The sequence below is a fragment of the Acinetobacter lwoffii genome, assembly GCF_049367455.1.
Lineage (GTDB): Bacteria > Pseudomonadota > Gammaproteobacteria > Pseudomonadales > Moraxellaceae > Acinetobacter > Acinetobacter lwoffii_W.
In genome coordinates this window covers 2,418,404-2,437,678 of record NZ_JBMPXW010000001.1, presented here as the reverse complement: position 1 = coordinate 2,437,678, position 19,275 = coordinate 2,418,404, and the positions used below count along the sequence as shown (strand labels likewise).

The 19,275-nt window shown below is 42.5% G+C and carries 19 protein-coding genes; 12 read left to right on the top strand and 7 right to left on the bottom strand.

Going from position 1 to position 19,275, the window contains the following annotated elements; all coding sequences use genetic code 11:
- Nucleotides 1-5: 5 nt before the first annotated feature.
- Together ACO1B7_RS11675 and ACO1B7_RS11670 are read right to left on the bottom strand one after the other, a co-directional pair.
- Nucleotides 6-761, bottom strand: a complete 756-nt coding sequence (locus tag ACO1B7_RS11675) for a hypothetical protein (RefSeq protein WP_165353915.1) — start codon at nt 759-761, stop codon at nt 6-8.
- 141 nt (nt 762-902) lie between these two features.
- Nucleotides 903-2,132: an acetamidase/formamidase family protein gene (locus tag ACO1B7_RS11670; protein WP_129717066.1), complete on the bottom strand. Its 1,230-nt coding sequence runs from the start codon at nt 2,130-2,132 to the stop codon at nt 903-905.
- Between the two features lie 382 nt (nt 2,133-2,514).
- Between ACO1B7_RS11670 and ACO1B7_RS11665 the strand changes: the two genes are divergently transcribed.
- The 7 genes from ACO1B7_RS11665 (at nt 2,515) to pal (ending at nt 9,116) form a co-directional block, all read left to right on the top strand.
- Nucleotides 2,515-3,858, top strand: a complete 1,344-nt coding sequence (locus ACO1B7_RS11665) for an amidohydrolase (protein WP_165353916.1) — start codon at nt 2,515-2,517, stop codon at nt 3,856-3,858.
- A gap of 267 nt (nt 3,859-4,125) precedes the next feature.
- Nucleotides 4,126-4,533 carry a tol-pal system-associated acyl-CoA thioesterase gene (gene ybgC, locus ACO1B7_RS11660; RefSeq protein ID WP_004645668.1) on the top strand — a complete coding sequence of 136 codons (408 nt, stop codon included), beginning with the start codon at nt 4,126-4,128 and terminating at the stop codon, nt 4,531-4,533.
- Between the two features lie 27 nt (nt 4,534-4,560).
- Nucleotides 4,561-5,259, top strand: coding sequence for a protein TolQ (gene tolQ / locus ACO1B7_RS11655; RefSeq protein ID WP_129717062.1), 699 nt, complete (start codon nt 4,561-4,563; stop codon nt 5,257-5,259).
- Nucleotides 5,259-5,708 carry a protein TolR gene (tolR, locus tag ACO1B7_RS11650; protein ID WP_423090218.1) on the top strand — a complete coding sequence of 150 codons (450 nt, stop codon included), beginning with the start codon at nt 5,259-5,261 and terminating at the stop codon, nt 5,706-5,708. The genes tolQ and tolR overlap by 1 nt, the downstream gene beginning before the upstream one ends.
- A 3-nt stretch (nt 5,709-5,711) precedes the next feature.
- Nucleotides 5,712-7,001: a cell envelope integrity protein TolA gene (gene tolA / locus ACO1B7_RS11645; RefSeq protein WP_129717058.1), complete on the top strand. Its 1,290-nt coding sequence runs from the start codon at nt 5,712-5,714 to the stop codon at nt 6,999-7,001.
- Between the two features lie 204 nt (nt 7,002-7,205).
- Nucleotides 7,206-8,489 carry a Tol-Pal system beta propeller repeat protein TolB gene (tolB, locus tag ACO1B7_RS11640; RefSeq protein WP_423090321.1) on the top strand — a complete coding sequence of 428 codons (1,284 nt, stop codon included), beginning with the start codon at nt 7,206-7,208 and terminating at the stop codon, nt 8,487-8,489.
- Between the two features lie 54 nt (nt 8,490-8,543).
- Nucleotides 8,544-9,116, top strand: a complete 573-nt coding sequence (gene pal, locus ACO1B7_RS11635; RefSeq protein ID WP_129717054.1) for a peptidoglycan-associated lipoprotein Pal — start codon at nt 8,544-8,546, stop codon at nt 9,114-9,116.
- Between the two features lie 79 nt (nt 9,117-9,195).
- Here the strand turns inward: pal and ACO1B7_RS11630 are convergent, their stop codons facing one another.
- Nucleotides 9,196-9,381 (bottom strand): NF038105 family protein, encoded by a 186-nt coding sequence (locus ACO1B7_RS11630; RefSeq protein WP_129717053.1) that lies wholly within the window; start codon nt 9,379-9,381, stop codon nt 9,196-9,198.
- A 180-nt stretch (nt 9,382-9,561) separates the two neighbouring features.
- Here ACO1B7_RS11630 and ACO1B7_RS11625 point away from each other — a divergent pair, with 180 nt between their 5' ends.
- The 5 genes from ACO1B7_RS11625 to ACO1B7_RS11605 all read left to right on the top strand — a co-directional run bounded on the left by ACO1B7_RS11625 (nt 9,562) and on the right by ACO1B7_RS11605 (nt 12,860).
- Entirely contained in the window at nt 9,562-10,536 is a 975-nt protein-coding gene (locus tag ACO1B7_RS11625) for a class 1 fructose-bisphosphatase (protein WP_044112048.1), read from the top strand.
- Nucleotides 10,537-10,587: 51 nt separating this feature from the next.
- Nucleotides 10,588-11,364, top strand: a complete 777-nt coding sequence (locus ACO1B7_RS11620) for a TrmH family RNA methyltransferase (protein ID WP_004279118.1) — start codon at nt 10,588-10,590, stop codon at nt 11,362-11,364.
- A gap of 167 nt (nt 11,365-11,531) precedes the next feature.
- On the top strand, nt 11,532-12,146 hold the full coding sequence (locus ACO1B7_RS11615) for an RNA polymerase sigma factor (protein WP_129717051.1): 615 nt from the start codon (nt 11,532-11,534) through the stop codon (nt 12,144-12,146).
- Nucleotides 12,143-12,460, top strand: coding sequence for a hypothetical protein (locus ACO1B7_RS11610; protein WP_004645680.1), 318 nt, complete (start codon nt 12,143-12,145; stop codon nt 12,458-12,460). Before ACO1B7_RS11615 ends, ACO1B7_RS11610 begins: the two co-directional genes overlap by 4 nt.
- Complete coding sequence (locus ACO1B7_RS11605) at nt 12,450-12,860, top strand: DUF3106 domain-containing protein (protein WP_129717049.1); 411 nt, start codon at nt 12,450-12,452, stop codon at nt 12,858-12,860. The genes ACO1B7_RS11610 and ACO1B7_RS11605 overlap by 11 nt, the downstream gene beginning before the upstream one ends.
- 51 nt (nt 12,861-12,911) lie before the next feature.
- On the opposite strand, the gene ACO1B7_RS11600 is transcribed toward ACO1B7_RS11605, so the two are convergent.
- The 4 genes from ACO1B7_RS11600 to cxpE form a co-directional block, all read right to left on the bottom strand.
- Complete coding sequence (locus ACO1B7_RS11600) at nt 12,912-15,323, bottom strand: CSLREA domain-containing protein (RefSeq protein ID WP_129717047.1); 2,412 nt, start codon at nt 15,321-15,323, stop codon at nt 12,912-12,914.
- 9 nt (nt 15,324-15,332) lie between these two features.
- The gene (rbtA, locus tag ACO1B7_RS11595; RefSeq protein WP_129717046.1) at nt 15,333-17,132 is read right to left on the bottom strand and encodes a rhombotarget A; all 1,800 of its coding nucleotides are present in this window, start codon (nt 17,130-17,132) and stop codon (nt 15,333-15,335) included.
- A 120-nt stretch (nt 17,133-17,252) separates the two neighbouring features.
- Nucleotides 17,253-17,957, bottom strand: coding sequence for a DnaA regulatory inactivator Hda (gene hda / locus ACO1B7_RS11590; RefSeq protein ID WP_129717044.1), 705 nt, complete (start codon nt 17,955-17,957; stop codon nt 17,253-17,255).
- Nucleotides 17,958-17,971: 14 nt separating this feature from the next.
- Nucleotides 17,972-19,192, bottom strand: coding sequence for a chloramphenicol efflux transporter CxpE (cxpE, locus tag ACO1B7_RS11585; protein ID WP_129717042.1), 1,221 nt, complete (start codon nt 19,190-19,192; stop codon nt 17,972-17,974).
- Nucleotides 19,193-19,275 lie beyond the last annotated feature (83 nt).

Here is a 19,275-nt window from a genome sequence, read left to right as displayed (position 1 = left end):
GCAGCTTAGGCTGCTTTTTTTATTTCAGTTTTAATCATTTTGCTGATCTGTTTATTTAGCTCATTTAATATCAAGTAAATTGTAATATTATCTTCGCCTATAATCTTTTTAAGCTCAACTCCTATATTTTGAAATTCAATGTGTTCTAACAGATCGATTATTGTTATGTTCTCATTTTTCAACCATGATTCTGATCTAGGTTCATCCAATAGAAGCTCCAAATATCTCCACAAAAAGTTAAAAAATAATCTATTTTTTACTTCTAGGTTCGTAATGGAACGACCTTTACTCAGTAAAAATAGCTCTAAGACATGGTAATCTTGCAAAGCTTGATTTGAGATATCTCTTAACTCTTGATATATCTGTCCCAGATGTGTAGTTCGATCCAATTTTTCCTTTTTACTAATAGCTCCGTAAAATATCCCGAAATCTCTGAGTTTTATAATAAGATTAGCTTGTCCACTAATGAATCTTGAAGCATATTGAATAAAGTTTTGAGTTATAAGTTGTTTGTTTTTAAATGCTAAATCTTTTTCTAAATGATCTCTTTGGCTTTCTATTAACTCCCAATTAGATTTAATTTGACTTTCTGTAGATTTTCTCACCACATAAACCGTCACTATAAAACCAAACAGACTGATTAAACCCGATACACAAACTGAAGCTGCAACAACCCAATCTGTCGAATGTTGCACATCTAAATACACTTTCTGATCTTTAGGCTGCTGTAAAACCATAGTTTGAGTTTGTTGTTCTTGCACGTTTCCCCACATATTTTAATTTGATTATTTATTTCTTATATTCTAAACAGTTTAAGCCGCTTACAAAAGAAAAAGCCAACTGACCATGTCTAAATCAGTTGGCAAAAGCACAAACCTATTTTTCTAAGTTTTATTCAAAAATTATTTCGCGTCTTTCTTAAACTCTTTAAAGTCCGCTTTACGAATCATGGCATGAATACCTTTGGTCTTATCCACCACTTGAGACACTTCAAAGTCAGTGGCAGCACTTAAGTAGGCATAGGCAATTTCTTCAGAAATGCCATATTCATTGACCAGAAAACGGATCGCTTCACGGGTGGATTTACGCATGGCTTCATCTAAGTCTTCATCTAAACCTGGAGTGATCCAGAATTCAGCATTTTCAGCCAGTGGCTGTTTAATGTCTGCACCCGGAATTTTATCTTTTCCTGATTTAAGCAAAGTGAATTTTAAAGTCGCACGTGCTGATCCTTCCAAGGCAGTTAAAGCCACCTCGCCATCGCCTTGTACAAAGTGACTATCGCCTGTATAGAATAAAGCACCTGGCACTTGTACAGGATAATAAGCTGTTGCCCCCGCTCCTAATTCATTGATGTCAATATTCCCGCCATAAAATGATGGTGGCACAGAGTGCACAGGCTCACTGGTATTTGGTGCAACACCCATCGTGCCCATAAACGGATTCAGCGGGAAACGAATTGCTTTACTAGATTCAGTTTTTAAAACGCCTTCCCATACACCATACGCATTTTTCTCAATTGGGGTAAAAATGGACACGTTGCCATAAGCCTCAGGATTGGCTGGAGATGCATGCTCATGTTTCTGACGTTTCGGGAATTCGGGTAAGGTCCCTTTGCCATGACGGTTTGAAATCACACCATAAGGCACACGCGGTTCAACTTTTAGAATCTCCACCTTTAGAATATCGCCCGGCATTGCCCCTTCTACATAGACAGGCCCGGTAATAATGTGTGGTCCATCTTTATAGAAATCATGTTTTAATTTGGAATTCGTGATCAGCTTGGCTTCATCCAATACATGCTCAGGCTTGACACCTTTTGATGTGAAATATTTCTCTGCATTACGGCCCTGATCTTCTAGCAGCCCTTCATGTGAAACTGTATCGAAAGTAACTGTGCTACCTGAAGGGACAGTTAAAACAGGTTTTGCATCTTTATTTGGCAGATAACCCCACGTAATCGTATTCAAGGTACTCGGCACATAATAATGACCTTTATATTCACCACTTTTGAGTAATGTCGGTTTATTTTCCAGCTGTTTCAGTATCTTAAAGTCTTCAGCCCATATGCTTGTCGAAATAAAACTTAAGCTTGAAGCCACTGCCAGAGATAAAGCCAAAGGTTTTAACATGTGTTCAATTTCCATCATAAAAAATATTACGGAAGAGTGAATGCAATCTAAGTGCCAAAATTATTTTAAGAGGTTTAAAAAAATCTTCATTTCATCCAGGCTATAGATATAAATGGAATCATTTTTTTCTTTTTCTTCATCATTTTTCAGGTGGTTATTTTTATAAATCTCATACCTTATAAATATAAAAAATTAATATAGATACATATTTTTACAAAGTAAAAGAGGTAATAAAGCTCTTTTAGAACAGATATTAACACCAACAATACCTTTAAAGTATTAAAAAATACTTAGAGAGTTTTGGTTGAATTTAGATCAGTATGCCATCCTAAAGAATCACTTTAACCATTTCAAATTCTTAAGGTTCTCCCGAAGTATGAATATGTATAAGCAGATATCCCTTTGTCTCCCTCTTCTTTTCTGCAGCCAATTCAGCCTGGCTGACTGGATTGATGATTCTGTACAAGCTGCTGAAGCACACACCATCAAATTACGCCAGCATATCCACCAGCATCCTGAACTGGGCAACATGGAATTCAAAACCTCGGAGCTGGTCCAGAAAGAATTAAAATCCTACGGCATTGAAGTACGTAAAGGCTATGCCAAAACCGGTGTAATCGGTGTATTAAAAGGTGCAAAACCCGGTCCTGTGATGGCCTTACGCGCAGATATGGATGCACTACCAATTAAAGAAACTGCACCGGTGTCTTTTGCCAGTAAACAAAAGGCCATTTATCAAGGCAAAGAATCTTATGTGATGCATGCCTGTGGTCATGACGCACATACTGCCATGCTCCTGGGTGCAGCCAAAGTTCTGGCCGCCAATAAAGATAAAATTGCGGGGACAGTGGTATTCGTATTCCAGCCGGCCGAAGAAGGCGGTGCAGATATCGATAACTTCACTCATGGCGATCAGATTGGCTCACGTAAAATGATTGCCGACGGTGCCTTAAAAAATCCAAAACCTGAAGTGATTTTCGGGATGCATGTCATGGCAGGCATGCCGAGTGGCAATATTTTCTATAAAGATGGTGCAATTTTGAATAGTGCCGATCATCTACGTATTCAAGTGAATGGTAGTCAGGTGCATGGTTCCATGCCTTGGGCTGGTAAAGATCCGATTTATGCCTCTGCCCAGATGGTGACCAATTTGCAAAGCCTGATCAGCCGTAAAGCTGACCTGACCAAAGGGATGGGGGTGGTGAGTATCGGCAGCATTCAGGGCGGCACCACCGGTAACGTCATTCCAGATCAGGTCAATATGGTCGGCACCATCCGTTCCAATAGTGAAGATGTACGTCAGGGCATTTTAAAAGACTTGCCAAAAATGCTGGAACACAATGCCGCAGCCAATGATGTCAAAGTAAAAGTCGAAATTGCACCTTATGCCCCGGTAACCACCAATGATAAAACCTTGACTGAATTAATGCGCCCAACCTTGGCGAGCGTGCATGGTAAAGAGAAATTGCATGTTTTAGATAGCAATGCCAGCGCCAGCGAAGACTTTGCTTACTATGGCCAGCTCATGCCATCGCTCTTCGTTTTTGTCGGTGCCACACCAGCAGATCAGGATCCGGCAAAACCCGCACCGAACCATAACCCGAATTTCATTGTTGATGATGCGACCCTGAAAACCGGTGTTGAAAGCCATGTCCGTTTTATTCTGGACTATCCAAAAGTGGCTGAGCAGGTTCAGGCCAACTGGAAACAGAAAAATAAAGGCTAATCCTCTGCTACAAAAAATGCGCGGCTCCATGGACTCGCGCATTTTAGTATCTGCTGCTGTTTTATAAATGAGCTGTTAAGCGCTCAGCACTTCATCTTGGCGACTTCTCTCCAGATTTGACACCTTGTGCCATTGGTCTCAAAACTCACAATGCTAAACTTTGAACCGCTAAATTGCTTGACTTTTGGCAGGAATCCGGCAAATTCTAATCCCTCTCCTGCATCTAAAAACAAGCAAAAATTTCGAAAATCTGCATGGAACAAAACTATGGCGAATCACTTTGAATTCAATATCCGCGTTTATATTGAAGATACTGATGCGGGTGGCATTGTCTATCACGCCAATCATATTCGCTATATGGAACGTACCCGTACCGAATGGTTACGTGCCGCTGGAGTGAGCCATTACTGGCATCAGACAGACTACAATTTTGTGGTGCATAAAATTAATGTCAAATATATGCGCCCGATCCTGATGGATGATTTAATTACTGTTACGGCACGTGTCATTTCATGTAAAGCTTCATCATTTGTATTGCAACAAAATATTTATCGTGGTGAAATCATGCTTGCATCAGGTGAGGTTGAGTTGGCATGTATCAGTGCAGAGATGCGACCACGTCGACTCCCGGATGAAATCCGCGAACTAATTCAAAAAGAATTGGAACAAGACTAAAAAAATTTATTGGCACACGTAACAACTATGGCGACTCAGTTAGAATCATCTCTTCAAGTTTCAGATCTTATTTTACAAGCAAGCCCTGTCGTACAACTGGTGATGCTTTCTCTCCTGTTAGCCTCAATATATAGCTGGTATCTGATTGCCAAGCTCTATATGAGTTATAAAAAAGCCCAGGCCGATGATGAACATTTCCAGAAAATCTTCTGGTCTGGCGCTGAGCTGAATACTCTGTATAACAATGCACAACTCAATTCTAAACGTACCGGCCTTGAAGATATTTTCTATCAGGGTCTGGGCGAGTTCCTGAAATTAAAAAAACGCCATGCGCCAACTGCCCAGTCGATTGAAGGAACTGAGCGTATTCTGCGTGTCGGTTTAAGCCGTGATCAAGGTCATCTGGAACAAGGTCTGGGTGCATTAGCAAGTATTGGCTCGGTTGCGCCTTATGTCGGTCTGTTTGGTACGGTCTGGGGCATTATGAATGCCTTTATTGGTCTGGCAGATGTTGATCAGGTGACACTGGCGACGGTCGCACCCGGTATTGCAGAAGCACTAATTGCAACGGCGATTGGTCTGTTCGCAGCCATTCCAGCAGTATTGGCTTTCAACCATTTTACGGCCAAAGGTGAAACAGTCTATTCTGACCGTGCGCTGTTTGCCGAAGAAATGGTGGCGCTATTGCAACGTCAGTCTGTGGGCGTAACTCAGGACAAAGACTAATGGCGATTCAAGGTTCAGGACGCTTTCAGCGTATTAAAAAGCCACTGAAAAGTGACATGAATGTGGTGCCGTATATCGATGTCATGCTGGTACTGCTGGTGATCTTTATGGTCACTGCCCCGATGATTACCAGTGGCATCAAGGTTGACTTGCCTCAGGCCAACGGTTTGCCGATCGATTCCAAGGATACCCCGACCATTGTCACACTCAAAGAAGATGGTTCATATTATCTAGAATATAAAAATCAGGCGACTGGCCCAGTCACACTGGAAGAATTGACGCGTACTCTGGTTGATGCCCAAACCCAGGCGCAAAATGACAACAAGGTGCTCAATGTCGTGATCAATGGCCATAATACCCGTCCTTATGGCGATGTCATGGCCTTGATGTCCAGCCTGCAGGATGCTGGCCTTTCTCAAGTCGGTTTACTGACCAAGCCATTAGAATAAAGTATGAAAGACTATAAAAAGCCACCATTTAAGAAAAAAGCCATCGCACTTGGATTCACCTTAGGTATCCATGCAGTGGCTTTGGTGGGCTTACTTTATCTGGGCATGAGTAAACCACCTGAACCGCCGAAACAGATCAAAACTGTCCTGATCAAGCCGGAGGACCTCAAACCGGTGACTCGCGAAGAAACCGAATTTGAGGAAGCTGCACATGAAAATGTCGCAGAAGAAATCACTCAAACGGCAGAACCCAGTATAGAACCTGCTCCTGTCATTCCGACAGCAGCCCCTGCTGTACCTGTGACTCCACCTGCGCCAAAAGCAGATACACAAAAAGTCCAGCAGGAACTGAAAGCGGCAGAGGCAGCCCAAGCCAAGGCTGCGCAGCAAGCAGATGAAGCAGCGAAACGTGCCGAAGCCGCTGAACAGGCGAAACAAGCAGCGGCCAAAGCCAAAGCGGATGCAGCACAAAAATCCAAGGCCGAAGCCGAAGCTGCACGCCAAGCTGAACTGAATGCACAGCGCAAAGCCGATGCTGCACAAAAAGCCAAACTGGAAGCACAGAAAAAAGCAGACCTAGCTGCCAAGCAAAAAGCGGATGCTGCAACAAAAGCCAAAGCAGAGGCTGATGCCAAACGTAAGGCTGAAGCTGCTGCTAAAGCAAAGGCAGATGCGGCAGCAAAAGCCAATAATGATGCAGCGGCGAAACGTAAAGCAGATGCTGATGCGAAAGCTAAAGCCGATGCAGCGGCTAAAGCCAAAGCAGACGCGGCAGCTAAGGCTAAAAATGATGCAGCGGCGAAACGCAAAGCGGATGCTGATGCGAAAGCCAAAGCGGATGCTAAAGCTAAAGCCGACGCTGATGCCAAACGCAAGGCAGATGCCGACGCTAAGGCCAAAGCGGATGCAGACGCCAAGCGCAAAGCAGATGCCGAAGCAAAAGCCAGAGCTGATGCAGATGCCAAAGCTTCAGCCGCGAAACAGGCTGCTGAAGAAGCTGCACAGAAAAAAGCGGAATCTAAACGGATTGCCTCTACTGCGAAGCGCGATTTTACCAATAAAGTTAAACAGGCTTGGAATACACCAGTGGGTTCATCTGGTAAAACTGCCAACGCTCGCGTCACGCTAAGTGATAGTGGTTCTGTCATTTCTGTAGTGGTAAGTGCAAGTGATCCCGATATGAAAGCCAGTGTAGAAGCTGCAGTTCGTGCTGCTGCACCTTATCCAATGCCTTCCGATCCAGATGCACGCCGTGAAGCACGAAGCTTTACTTCAACCTTTACTGCGCAATAAAAACGGAGCCATCACATAAATAATGTTGTGATGGCTTTTATTTTTTAAGCTAAACTTCACTTTAAATTGATTAAATAATATTCACTTTTCACAGTGTCATAACAGTTTGGTCATAAATTCATGGTTTTATTCTATTAAATCCATGCGATGATGTAGGCCAAGCACCTATACAATAAATCCGTTGATTTGAGTAAATAACGAATGATGGAAAAGACTCGCAAACATCTACTCTGCCTCGCAATCATTAGCGCTTTAAGCCCTGTATTGGCAACCCAGTCCTATGCCCAATTGCATCTGGAAATTACCAAGGCACCTGAGGCAGCACCTAAAATTGCCGTTGTACCTTTCAGTCAGGATCAGAGCATTTATCCTATTGTGGAAAATGATCTGAATCGTTCTGGCCGCTTTACCAGTGCTTCAAAAAATCTGCCTGCAACAGCGACATTGAATAATCCGAATGCAGAAGCTTGGGCATCGGCTGGTGTTCCCTATGTGGTCACCGGTTCATCCAAGACCACAGCCGATGGTTCTTTTGAAATCCAGTATCAGCTCTATGATGTCGAAAAAAAACAATATCTATTAAATGAATTGCTGACTGTTCCAGCCTCACGCACCCGTCAGGCAGCGCATATGATCAGTGATGCCATCTATCAGGCATTGACCGGCATTCCTGGTGATTTTAGCGGACGTATTGCCTATGTGCTGCGTAATCCTGCTACGCCGGAACAACGCTATACCTTGCAGATTGCCGACACCGATGGCGAACAGCCAAAGACTATTTTGACCTCGCGTGATCCGATCCTTTCTCCGGCATGGACACCAGATGCCAAAAAAATCGCTTATGTGTCCTTTGAAACCAAACGCCCGGCGATTTATGTACAGGATCTGGCGACCGGACAGCGTGAAAAACTGGCCAGCTTCCGCGGCTTGAATGGCGCGCCGAGTTTCTCTCCAGATGGCAAGAGCATGCTGTTTACTGCTTCTATGCACGGCAATCCGGAAATCTACCAGATGAATCTGGAAACGCGTAAGCTACAACGTATGACCAATGACAGTGCCATTGATACTGAAGCACGTTATTCGCCAGATGGAAAATCTTTTATTTTCACTTCTGACCGTGGTGGTTCTCCGCAAATTTACCGCCATGATCTTGAATCAAGTAGCAATAAACGCCTGACCTTCCGTGGTGCATTCAACGCGCGCGGCACGCTGAGCACAGATGGTAAAAAACTTGCATTAGTTCATCGTCCAAGCGGCAGTAACTATCGAGTTGCGGTTCAGGACATGACCTCCGGTGTGAACAATATTCTGACGCCAACGACGCTGGACGAATCGCCGAGCTTCTCACCAAATGGCCAGATGGTGGTCTATGCCACCCGTGAAGGTGCACGCGGACTCTTGTCGATCATGTCGCTGGATGGCCGCTTCCGTATGAATTTACCAAGTGAAACGGGTGAAGTCCGTGAACCGGCTTGGGCGCCAAAATAAGATTTTTATATTGATAAACCCTTTACCCCATAATCAAACTTCATGGAGATGAAGATGAACAAAGTAAAATTATTTGCCTTGCCACTTTTAGCAGCAGCTGTTGTCATGACAGGTTGTGCGAGCCGTAAGCCTGCCGCTGAAGTTCAAACGGGCGGTTTAGATACGACCGGTACAACAACTGTGAATACTCAAGGTCTGAGTGAAGATGCAGCACTGAATGCACAAAACATGGCAGGCGCTTCTGCAAAAGGCGTTACTGCAGAAAATAAAGCATTCTTAGCAAAACGCGTGGTGCATTTTTACTATGACAGTACTGAGCTCAGCAATGAAGATCTAAATACGCTGCAAGCCCATGCGCAGTTCCTGATGGCCAATGCCAATTCACGTGTAGCACTCACTGGCCATACCGATGAACGCGGTACCCGTGAATACAACATGGCACTTGGCGAGCGTCGTGCCAAAGCAGTAGAAAGTTTCCTGGTGACGACTGGTGTGAATCCTGGTCAATTGGAAGCAGTCAGCTATGGTAAGGAAATGCCAATCAATGCGGGCCATGACGAAAATGCCTGGAAAGAAAACCGCCGTGTAGAAATTAATTATGAAGCGGTACCACCATTGTTGAAATAATTTTCATTCATGATGGTTTCATCAAATAAAAAGCACTCAATCATGAGTGCTTTTTATTGGCTACAATGAAAGAATCGGTCTACTTTGGAAGCTGATCTTGTTCAGCCGGATGCATCGATTCGATCAGATCATGTTTATTGAATTGTTTGTACTCTGGTTTTGCTTCATAATCCCGCCAGGCTTCTTTCATCTTGTCTTCAGAGATATCCTCTAAAGTAATGCCTTCGCTTGGCGTTGGAGTCGCATCAAACTTCAATGTTGTCATATCTGTGCTCCTATTCTCAATTTTCCTTTGTCTTCAACATAGCACTTTCCGCAGGAGTTGCAAGGGCAAAATCGATACAAATAATCCAGTTTAATTTTTCTTTTAGTACGTTCTCATCTAAAATATAGCCGCATATCGTTTTGATCATTTTTTCCCGATTTAAGTTTTGGAGTTTCCCCTATGTCATACCGCACTTTATCCCAGTTTTTACAACAACAAAGCGGGAATCTCACACCTGAACTTGCACAAGTTATTGAAACAATTGCAAACACTTGCAAAGATATTGATCAATTACTGCAAAAAGGTGCTTTAGCGGGTGTATTGGGAAGTGCACAGCATGAAAACGTTCAAGGCGAAGAGCAAAAGAAACTGGATGTCATTTCTAATGACTATTTGATTGATGCCTTGCAGCAACATCCAAATGTGGGTGGTTTGGCCTCAGAAGAACTAGATGAATTCACCCCTGCACAAGAAAATGGTCAATTTCTGGTATTGTTCGATCCATTAGACGGCTCAAGCAATATCGACATCAATATGTGTGTTGGTACTATTTTCTCGATTCTTCCTGCGAAGAATGCTGTGACTCAGGCAGAAGACTTTATGCAAGCCGGTGTTCATCAGGTAGCTGCAGGTTATGTGCTTTATGGCCCATCGACTATGCTGGCATTGACGGTCGGTGCAGGCGTGGTGTTCTTTACCTATGATCCTGAAACTCAAGAATTCCTACTGACTTCTGAAGCCATTCAGGTTGCTGCAGATACCAAAGAATATGCAATCAATGCGTCAAATCAACGTCATTGGGAAGCACCAGTACAGCGTTATATCGATGAATTGTTAGCTGGCAAGACTGGCCCTCGTGAAAAAGACTTCAATATGCGCTGGGTTGCCTGTATGGTGGGCGACATTCACCGTATTCTTTGCCGTAGCGGTATCTTCATGTATCCATACGACCTTAAAGATCCGGCTAAAGCTGGCCGTCTACGTTTAATGTACGAAGCCAACCCAATGAGCATGCTCATGGAACAGGCTGGCGGTGCATCGACTACAGGTCGCGTGCGTATTCTTGAGATCGAACCGACAGATCTACATCAACGTGTACCAGTGATCATTGGTTCTAAAAACGAAGTTGATCTTGTGACCAGCTACCACAACTAATTTTTATAGCGGCAGTCGATATTGAATCGGCTGCCGTGGATTATATCTCCCATGCCAACTTTTTTTCTTGATTCAAAAGACAATCCAAAGATTAAACACTTACGTGGTTTAATTGAACAAAATACCTATCGTAAAAAACAGGGTCAAACGGTTTTAGAAGGCACGCATCTATCTCTCGCCTGGCTCCATGAAAACCGTAAGATTGATTCTATTTTCACCACTGAACATGCACTTTCACATCCTGATTTCGAGAAAATTCTCGCAAAATACACCGGTATGGTCTTTGTTCTAAGCGAGTCTTTATACAAAGATTTAAGCACTTTAGGAACATCTTTAGCCTGTTTAGCTGTGGTCACTCTACCGACAGCAAATTATGCATTGGATTTTAAAGCAGACACTTTGATTCTGGAAAATGTACAGGATCCGGGTAATGTAGGCACCCTGCTTCGCTCTGCTGCTGCTGCCGGTATTGAACAGATTGTGTGTACCAAAGGTTCTGCATCGCTCTGGTCTCCACGCGTATTACGTGCCGGTATGGGTGCACATTTCACACTGCAAACCTTTGAAAATATTGCGCTTGAACAAATTCTTGAGCAATTTCAAATCCCTGTCTATGTGACTAGCTCACATCGCGCTGAAAGCCTGTATTCAAAAGACTTACGTAAACCTTGCGTATGGATTCTGGGCAATGAAGGTCAAGGCGTATCTGATTATGCGATGCAACATGCTGAAGCAGTGAGCATTCCGCAACCCGGTGGTCAGGAATCACTGAATGTCGCAATTGCAGGTTCGATCTGTTTCTTTGAAATGGTACGTCAACGTATCTAATTAGGGATTTAGGTTACAGTGTTTTAATACGACCCTGCCCGTGTATAAAATAGATTAAACTACAAAAATAATAAACTTAATTGTCAACCAAACCAGAATTCCCAACGTTATATGATTATGAACTTGGGAATAATGGTGGGTGTCCAATGACAGGATTTTCCATCTCTATGGATTTAGCACCAAAACAGCTGCAAACACATGATGTAAGTATTCTGAAGAGTACGGCTGAAGCACGTCTGAAGAATTTCATGCAGGATGTGACTGGGCGTGCTTTGGTGATGATGGAAAGTGCAACTCAAGGTCATCATGGTATTGCCATGGATCTGGTTCAGGAAGCTTTCATTTCCTTACACAAATCCTATGCAGAAAAAAGCACTGAAGAATGGTATCCCCTATTTTATACCATTCTCAACAACAAGTTACAGGACTGGCGCCGTAAAGAGTCACGGCGTGGTCAAATATTCTCATTTTTCAAAAAAGTCAGTCTCGATGACGACGAAATTGAATTCGATGATGTCGTCGATGAATCAACACCAACGCCTCTGGACTTTCTCGATCAGGCAGTTACTGCTGAAGAAATCCAGGAAGCGATTGCAAAATTGCCTGTGCGTCAGCAGCAGGCATTTATGCTCAGAGCCTGGGAAGGATTTGATACGCATACCACCGCACAAATTATGAACTGCACAGAAGGCAGTGTAAAAACCCATTATCACCGTGCTATCCAAGGTTTACGCGCCTCCTTAGCACATTTAAATCCATATCTGGGAGGGTCATCCGAATGAATCAAGATGATTTCTTAAAACAAGTAACTTCCAAACTTGATGGACTGGCACAACAACATAAAGACAAACCTGTTGTCATGCACCATGTTCTTGAAGAAATTCAGGATTCAAAACATTCACGCTTTGCATTTCTAAAAATGTCTGGCTTTGCTTTGGCAGCTGCGATTGCAGGCGTTGTGGTATTACCGAATCTTTCGGACCATAACGAGCCGCAAACTCAAATGGTGTCAGTCCCAAAACTGTCTCCGCAAATGCTTGAAGATTTAGAAATGTTAATGGTTTTAGGTGAGGACAAAGTTCCACATGGCAGCTAAAAAATTGGTGATTGCTTTTTGTGCGTTCAGTTTTCTGCAAACCAGCTTTGCAGGATTTGAACGTTTCTGGCTATTTTCCAAGGATGCGAATACCCAAGTAACTGATACTTGGGATAGTCTCTCTGATTCTGAACAATTGGCACTGATTAAACGCTACCAATCTCTAAAAGAAATTCCCGAACAACAAAGTGTCAGCTTACAGCAGCGTATGGACTGGTTTACCCAACTCCCTGATGCGGAAAAACAGAGAATGCGTGAGACTTGGCAAATGATGAGCAGTCAGGAACGCAAAGAACTGGGCGCACGTATGCAAAAAGCATCTCCTGAGCAACGCCTTGCCATTCGCGAAGAATACATTCTCAAATATCAGCAAGTGACTCAACAGCCTAACTCGCATTAAACACTTAATATAAAAAGCCTCCATATGGAGGCTTTTTATATTTATCATATTTTATTTTCTTAAGCGGCGATAACCTGCAAGTCCTAATAATCCCAGAAGTCCCCAAATACCAACTCCCCCTCCACCACTTGAGGAAGTATTCGTATTTTTAACTGTATTACGCAACAAGATTACTGCTGTTTCTGACATTTTTTCATCAGCATCAAAAATTGTATACTCCATGCTGTAATCGGCTTGGCTTAGATTATTCTTCACACTAAATGTCAGCTGCCCACCATAACAGGTTTCTCGTTCATAAGTATCAGGACAAGCTCCTTGTCGCTCTGCCTTCAGCGAAACTCCCGCAGGAAGCTTAACAATACGAATCGGAATCTCTTTTCCATCTTTGTCCTGATAAAAAACTGATTTACCGGATGGCAGCGGCCCATCCCCGTCATCGCTATCATTTTCGAGCGGATTTACATTCACGGTAAGATTATTCTCTGGACTAATCCGGTATTCATCATCTTTTGCGATAGGTGCAATGTTTTTAAAAGCCGCTCTCAAGAGTCCTAAACTGCTCGCACCTGTCGCCTTGTCTTTCAGCGTATAAGTACAGAACTCCATATCAATGAGGCTGGTTTCTTTACCATCTGTGCGATACATCATGATCCGGTTTAAATCAGGTTTCCACTCACATTTAAGATTTGGATCATTTGGGTTTCCCTCTACACTGGTTGAATTACCTGTACCAATTAACTTACCAACACCCAAAGTTTTTACACTTACGTCATAATTTTTTGAGTTAAATACTTTAGTTTGAACTGTATTTCCGGACAGTGTTTCTTGAGGCATGGCTAAGACAAAGGGATTAATATAAATTGCACGGTATTGCTGATATTGCTTGGTATATTTCAGCAGATCTTCGTATTCTTTTAATTCTTCCTTTAAGCCAGGCAGCTCATCTACCGGGGTATTTTTATCCGCAATAATTCTTTCAATATCATCTATATTTTCTTGATAAAAAGCATTTAACCCCACCAAGTTGTTATTGTTCAGATCCGTAATATCTGCTGCAGTCAAACGTCGGATTTCAACTGAGCCGATCTCGCAAGTATTTTTTGCACTTGGATCAAATGTTAATGTGGATCCAATCACACGATCAATACCACGCTGGTCTTGTTCAATACAGCCACTCACTCCGATATCGACTAAATCTGTTGTCGTCTGATTATCTCGTGGGTAATACATGCCTAGAAAACGGTTATCAATAGCAGGTTCAAGATAATGTGTTAACAAACTGCTGATCGCACTGTTAGAAACATCCAGATTAGTTGACGTGACATCCTCTTTTAATGCCGGCAACACACAACGCGAAGGTCCAGTATTTGCAATTGCATTTCGATTTGTAGAGAATTCAACACGTTGTTCCGTAGTCGGATTTCCATCATTTAAGGCATATTCACAAGATAACCCCTGATTAAAGGCTAAGATGTTAAAATTTAAATACTTATAACCAGTATTGTCATAAAATAAGGTGGATTGAGCTGTATTTTCAACAATAGTATTACTCAATGCCGTTAAGCTAGAGAATGTACTGAGTGGACGATTCGCTTGATTCGTCATGCGTACAATATGTCCCGTGGAACTTGCAGTATTCTTCGCAATGGTTGAATTAATAATTTCTACTGTAGCATAGCCACAAAAATCCATAATACTGTTAGTCACGCCAGAACCGTTTTTAACAATACTACTAGAATTAATTTTCACATTGGTTTGAGTCGTACCTAAATTTCCCAGACAGTCCATCGCCAGAACGCTACCATACGAACTCGCCTGATTCTGGTGAATCAAAGAATCCTGAATGATAATATTCCTTTCCGTATTCATTGCCACACTATAAATAGCCCCACCTTCTGCATCGGCTCTGGAATTGACTATTTCACTGGTATTAATACTTAAAGGTCCTGCTATATAGAAAGTACCACCATTGCCTTTATCCAGACTGTTTGTTGCTGCATAACCATCCTTTAAGATCAGATGATGAATGTCTAGACTGGATTGACTGGCAATACTGTTAAAAATACGGGTTTTCCCCTGACCCGAAATCGTGGTTTTTAAAGCTTCTCGGGTTGGATATAAATTCGTAATCGGACTACGACTGGTATAACTAAGTGGTGTTTTTCCATAAATTTTGAGTGCAGATTCTACGATCAACTCTCCATCCAGTTTGTATTCGCCTGCTTCAAGCTGGATGACATCTGGTGCTGAGCCATCCAGTCGAAGCGTACGGCCTACCTTACAGCCGCCATAGGATTTATCCAGTTTTGCAGTTTTAATGGCTTCTCGCAAAGAACAGGCATTATTATTCTCGCCATCTTCATCAGCAAAAGTAGTTACATATATCGTTTTATCTTCGGCTGCCATTAAACTCATGGCAGATAAAATCATGGCCGCAAGCAGTCCTTTTTTATAATTTTTCATGATTTATCCTTAATCTTTTAATCCACGGCGTAAACCTATTAACCCGAGTAAAATCAGTAATCCACCATATCCTAATGAGCCACCTGAAGTTTTGACTGCTTTGTCTTCCATTTCATTTTTTGGCTCCTGAACAATCTGAGTAGTAATAGCCATATAAGGTTTACTTTTATTAAATCGTGTAGATGAGGTCACCACTTGTAGTTCGAAAATATCTGCTCCATGCCAGGTAGAATCCGGGGTATAAACGACATTGCCATGAATATCGATGACTGTTTTACCTTTGGAAGCTGTTTTGGTTTGTACTACTTTCAAACAACCATCTTGCCAAGGCTCACCCGTCGGATTCTGACCAACAATGGCATTACACTGTTCTTTTGGGATTAAATCACTATCTCCCAGATAAGATTCAATTGAAAACTTAGCATTTTCACCCTTTAACAGGTCTTGTCCCACCAGACTACCCGAAGTTGGGATCGTGATTTCAATAGCACCTCGATCACAAAACAGGTTATCCATCAAACGGTTGATCCCGCGCTGATCTGCCGCTTCACATGCTACCGTTGGATTTGCCAGATTCAATCCTGTGCCTCTATTCACAATTGGCGATTCATTTACAAGGATATAGTTCAACAAAATTCGTGGGCGCATATAACCGAGAAGTTGTCCTTTAGGAACGCTGTATGGACAAAGTATGGCATTATTATTTTCTTCTAGGGTCTGACAAGCACCTTCACTTTTATCTGAGGATTCAGCAAAAAGTCGTGTACCACTCCAGAACTGATTTGGTGCGACTGTATCCCCTACACCACAGGAGGCTGTCAGCAGATTATTTTGCGACAAAGTCTTGTCACCAGTGATAATTTGGCAATCCTGTGTACCATTTCTTAAAATAATACTATTCGCTACATAAGCTCTGCCATACGGCGCATGGATACGTAAAGCAGTATTTTCATTATCAACCATGGTGAGATTATTCAATCCCATCCCGTCCATGACATTAATAAGTACACCCTTATTTTTTAGTATCGTACTACTTAATACCTCCCCACTAATACCTTGATCTTTACTGGAGTCAGCAAACTGTCCCGCGCTATAAATATTGGTTGCTGAATTATCCAGTGTCTGGTTATTTTTAAGTACACTTTGCAAAATAAGGAAATCAGGTAGCTCGCTATACAGGATCGCGCCTCGTTGGGCTTTGTTATTTTCGATCAGACTATTTTTAATTTCTGCACGGCTTGTTAAGTTCTGACCAAACTTGCCAGCATTATAAATTGCCCCACCCAAGTTGGCAGCAGCATTAAATAGACGGTTATATTCTAGAATTAGCTGACCTTTATTATAAATTAGGCCACCTTGTTCAGCACAACTGGTTTTACCACAGCCTTCGAGATCCAGTTCTTTCAAATTTAACTGAACCAGTGTATCTGTACTATTGATCCGAAAAAGATTATCGGTACCTTTCATTTGAATATGGGCATTATGCAAGCCTAATGCTTTTTCATCCGTACTGAATTCGCTATCACTTTCTGCGACCGAACGGATGGTAAGAGATTTTTTAATCGCGATATGCTGGTTCAACACATAGGTATTTTTTTCTTTTAAAATAATGGTACTGGATGAGTTCTCCCCACCACAGCCCATAAAACCTGCTTTAGCTAAGCCACGGTTAACATACTCAACAGCTTCTCGAAGTGAACATTCCTTGTCATCTTTTTCAATATCTTCTGTAGTGGTTACAATAATATCTGCACTATACGACTGCCCCGCTATACATAGCAAAGCTATGCCTATGCTCTTCTTGAGCATAACCTTCTCCTTAATTTTTATTTCTTTCTTTTTCTTCTAAAGTTGCAGAATCCTTGCAACAGAGAATTATTTTGCCTTACTGTGGCATAGACTGAGTAATTACTCAAGATTTTTTATGATTTACCGATATTCGTCAATCAAGGCATATATCTGCCGCAGATTGGCATTGCTGACTTTCAGCTTTTCTCCTTTAAGTAATTGAATAATCTGCTCTAATCTTTGAAGCAGCACTGAAGTTTGATGTGGTCCATGGCTTAGTAAATAGTCAAAGATTTGAGGGTCTAAATGGATCCCACGACGATCGAGTACCGAGGAAACCAGCGCATAGCGATCAGCATACAGGCTACCACTCGGAACACGAGTACTGACCGCCTGCGTGAGACGAGATTGTAAATCTGGCAATTCAAGTTTGAGTTCTATAGGTGCAAAACGTGACGAAAACACCAACTGTCCACCACCTTCATTATTATAATTAATCAAGTGAAAGACGGCGCGTTGCCAATGAGGTACGCCGCTAATTGCTTCGATATCATCAAGTGCCACCAGATCAAAACGATCTAGAGAAGTAATCGCCTCAGTGGGTGCATCTAAAAGTTCAAGTAGAGATACCTGAATCGCAGATTTACCTATTTCCAGATAAGAGTCACAGATGGCAGACAACAAATGACTTTTACCTGTACCGGCTCCCCCATAGACATAAAATCGGTTGATCAGGCCTGCATGTAATTGACGGACAGCATCAATGACATGCCCCCAACCCGGCCCTGAAAAATCACTGATTCGGGCATCGAGCTGAGGTTCTATATCTAACTGCAATTGACGCATACGATTTTTTGGCCTTATGAGTCTTTACGATGAGGATCGTGAATTTTACTTGAGTTCTCCTCTGCTTGCAGCGGTTTTTTCTGTGGCTTTTTCATTTCAATATCAACATCTAAATCTGCTGTTTCAATGTTGATTGAACCGGTAGAGGCATCTTGCATGACAACAGCCCGATCACCATAAAATGGCGTATGTTCATAATACTCACGGATATGCCGCAGTAGTACCACAATCACGGCTGCCACCGGTAAGGCAATCAGCATGCCCAAGAAACCGGCCAGTTGCGCACCTGCCAGAACTGCAAATACTACAGCTACAGGAGAAAGACCGATTTTATCACCCAACAGGAATGGTTGTAGAATATAGCCTTCGACTGCCTGCCCGACCATAAAGACAATCCCGACCAATACCAGTTGCCACCAGTCGATTCCAAATTGGAAAAAGGTTGCAATGACTGCGGCAATAATTCCAACCGCAAAACCAAGATACGGAATGATACTGCACAATCCGGCAATCATCCCGATGATCAAGCCAATCTCTAGGCCAATGAGTTGGAGTCCCACTGCATAAACCACGCCCAGCAGAAGCATGACCAGGAACTGACCTTTGACAAAGGCACCTAAGACACTATGACATTCACTCACAATATTTAAGGTTGTTTTTTCATAAGGACGGGGAATTAGACGACGTAAGCTGTCCAGCATACGATCCCAATCCAGCAAGAAATAAAAGGCAATAATCGGAATCAGGACAATCGTGCCACCAATCTGGATAAAGTTCAGACCAGATTGTGCCAGTTTCAGCAGCATTGCCTGAATACTGTCCGCACTATAATTGGTCTGAACATAGTCCATTACTACTGAGGAAATCTGATCGGTATCGATTTCCATCGGGACCAGATTAAAGCTATCGGAAAGCCAAGGTAGGAACGTGTAATTGATCCAGTGAATCCCGGCCGGAATGCTATCACGCGCATACATTAGCTGCTGCCAGACCAGTGGCACCAGATACCACATCACCAATGTAACCACGATCCCAATTCCGATAAATACAATACTGATCGAGAGCCATCGAGCCAGCCCAATACGGTGTAAAACATCAACCAAGGGGCTAAATAAATAAGCAATTAGAAAAGCTGCCACAAAAGGAACCACAACTGGTTTAAGCAGATATAAAACCCAAAGTATCAATGCTATACCAGCAAGTATAAGAATGCGCCGTAAAGTACGATCGACCATAGAATCTTGCCTTTTCTCTATTAATCATTCTAAAAATTAAAATATTTTAATAAAGATAGCATTTTAGGCCACAAATACCATAA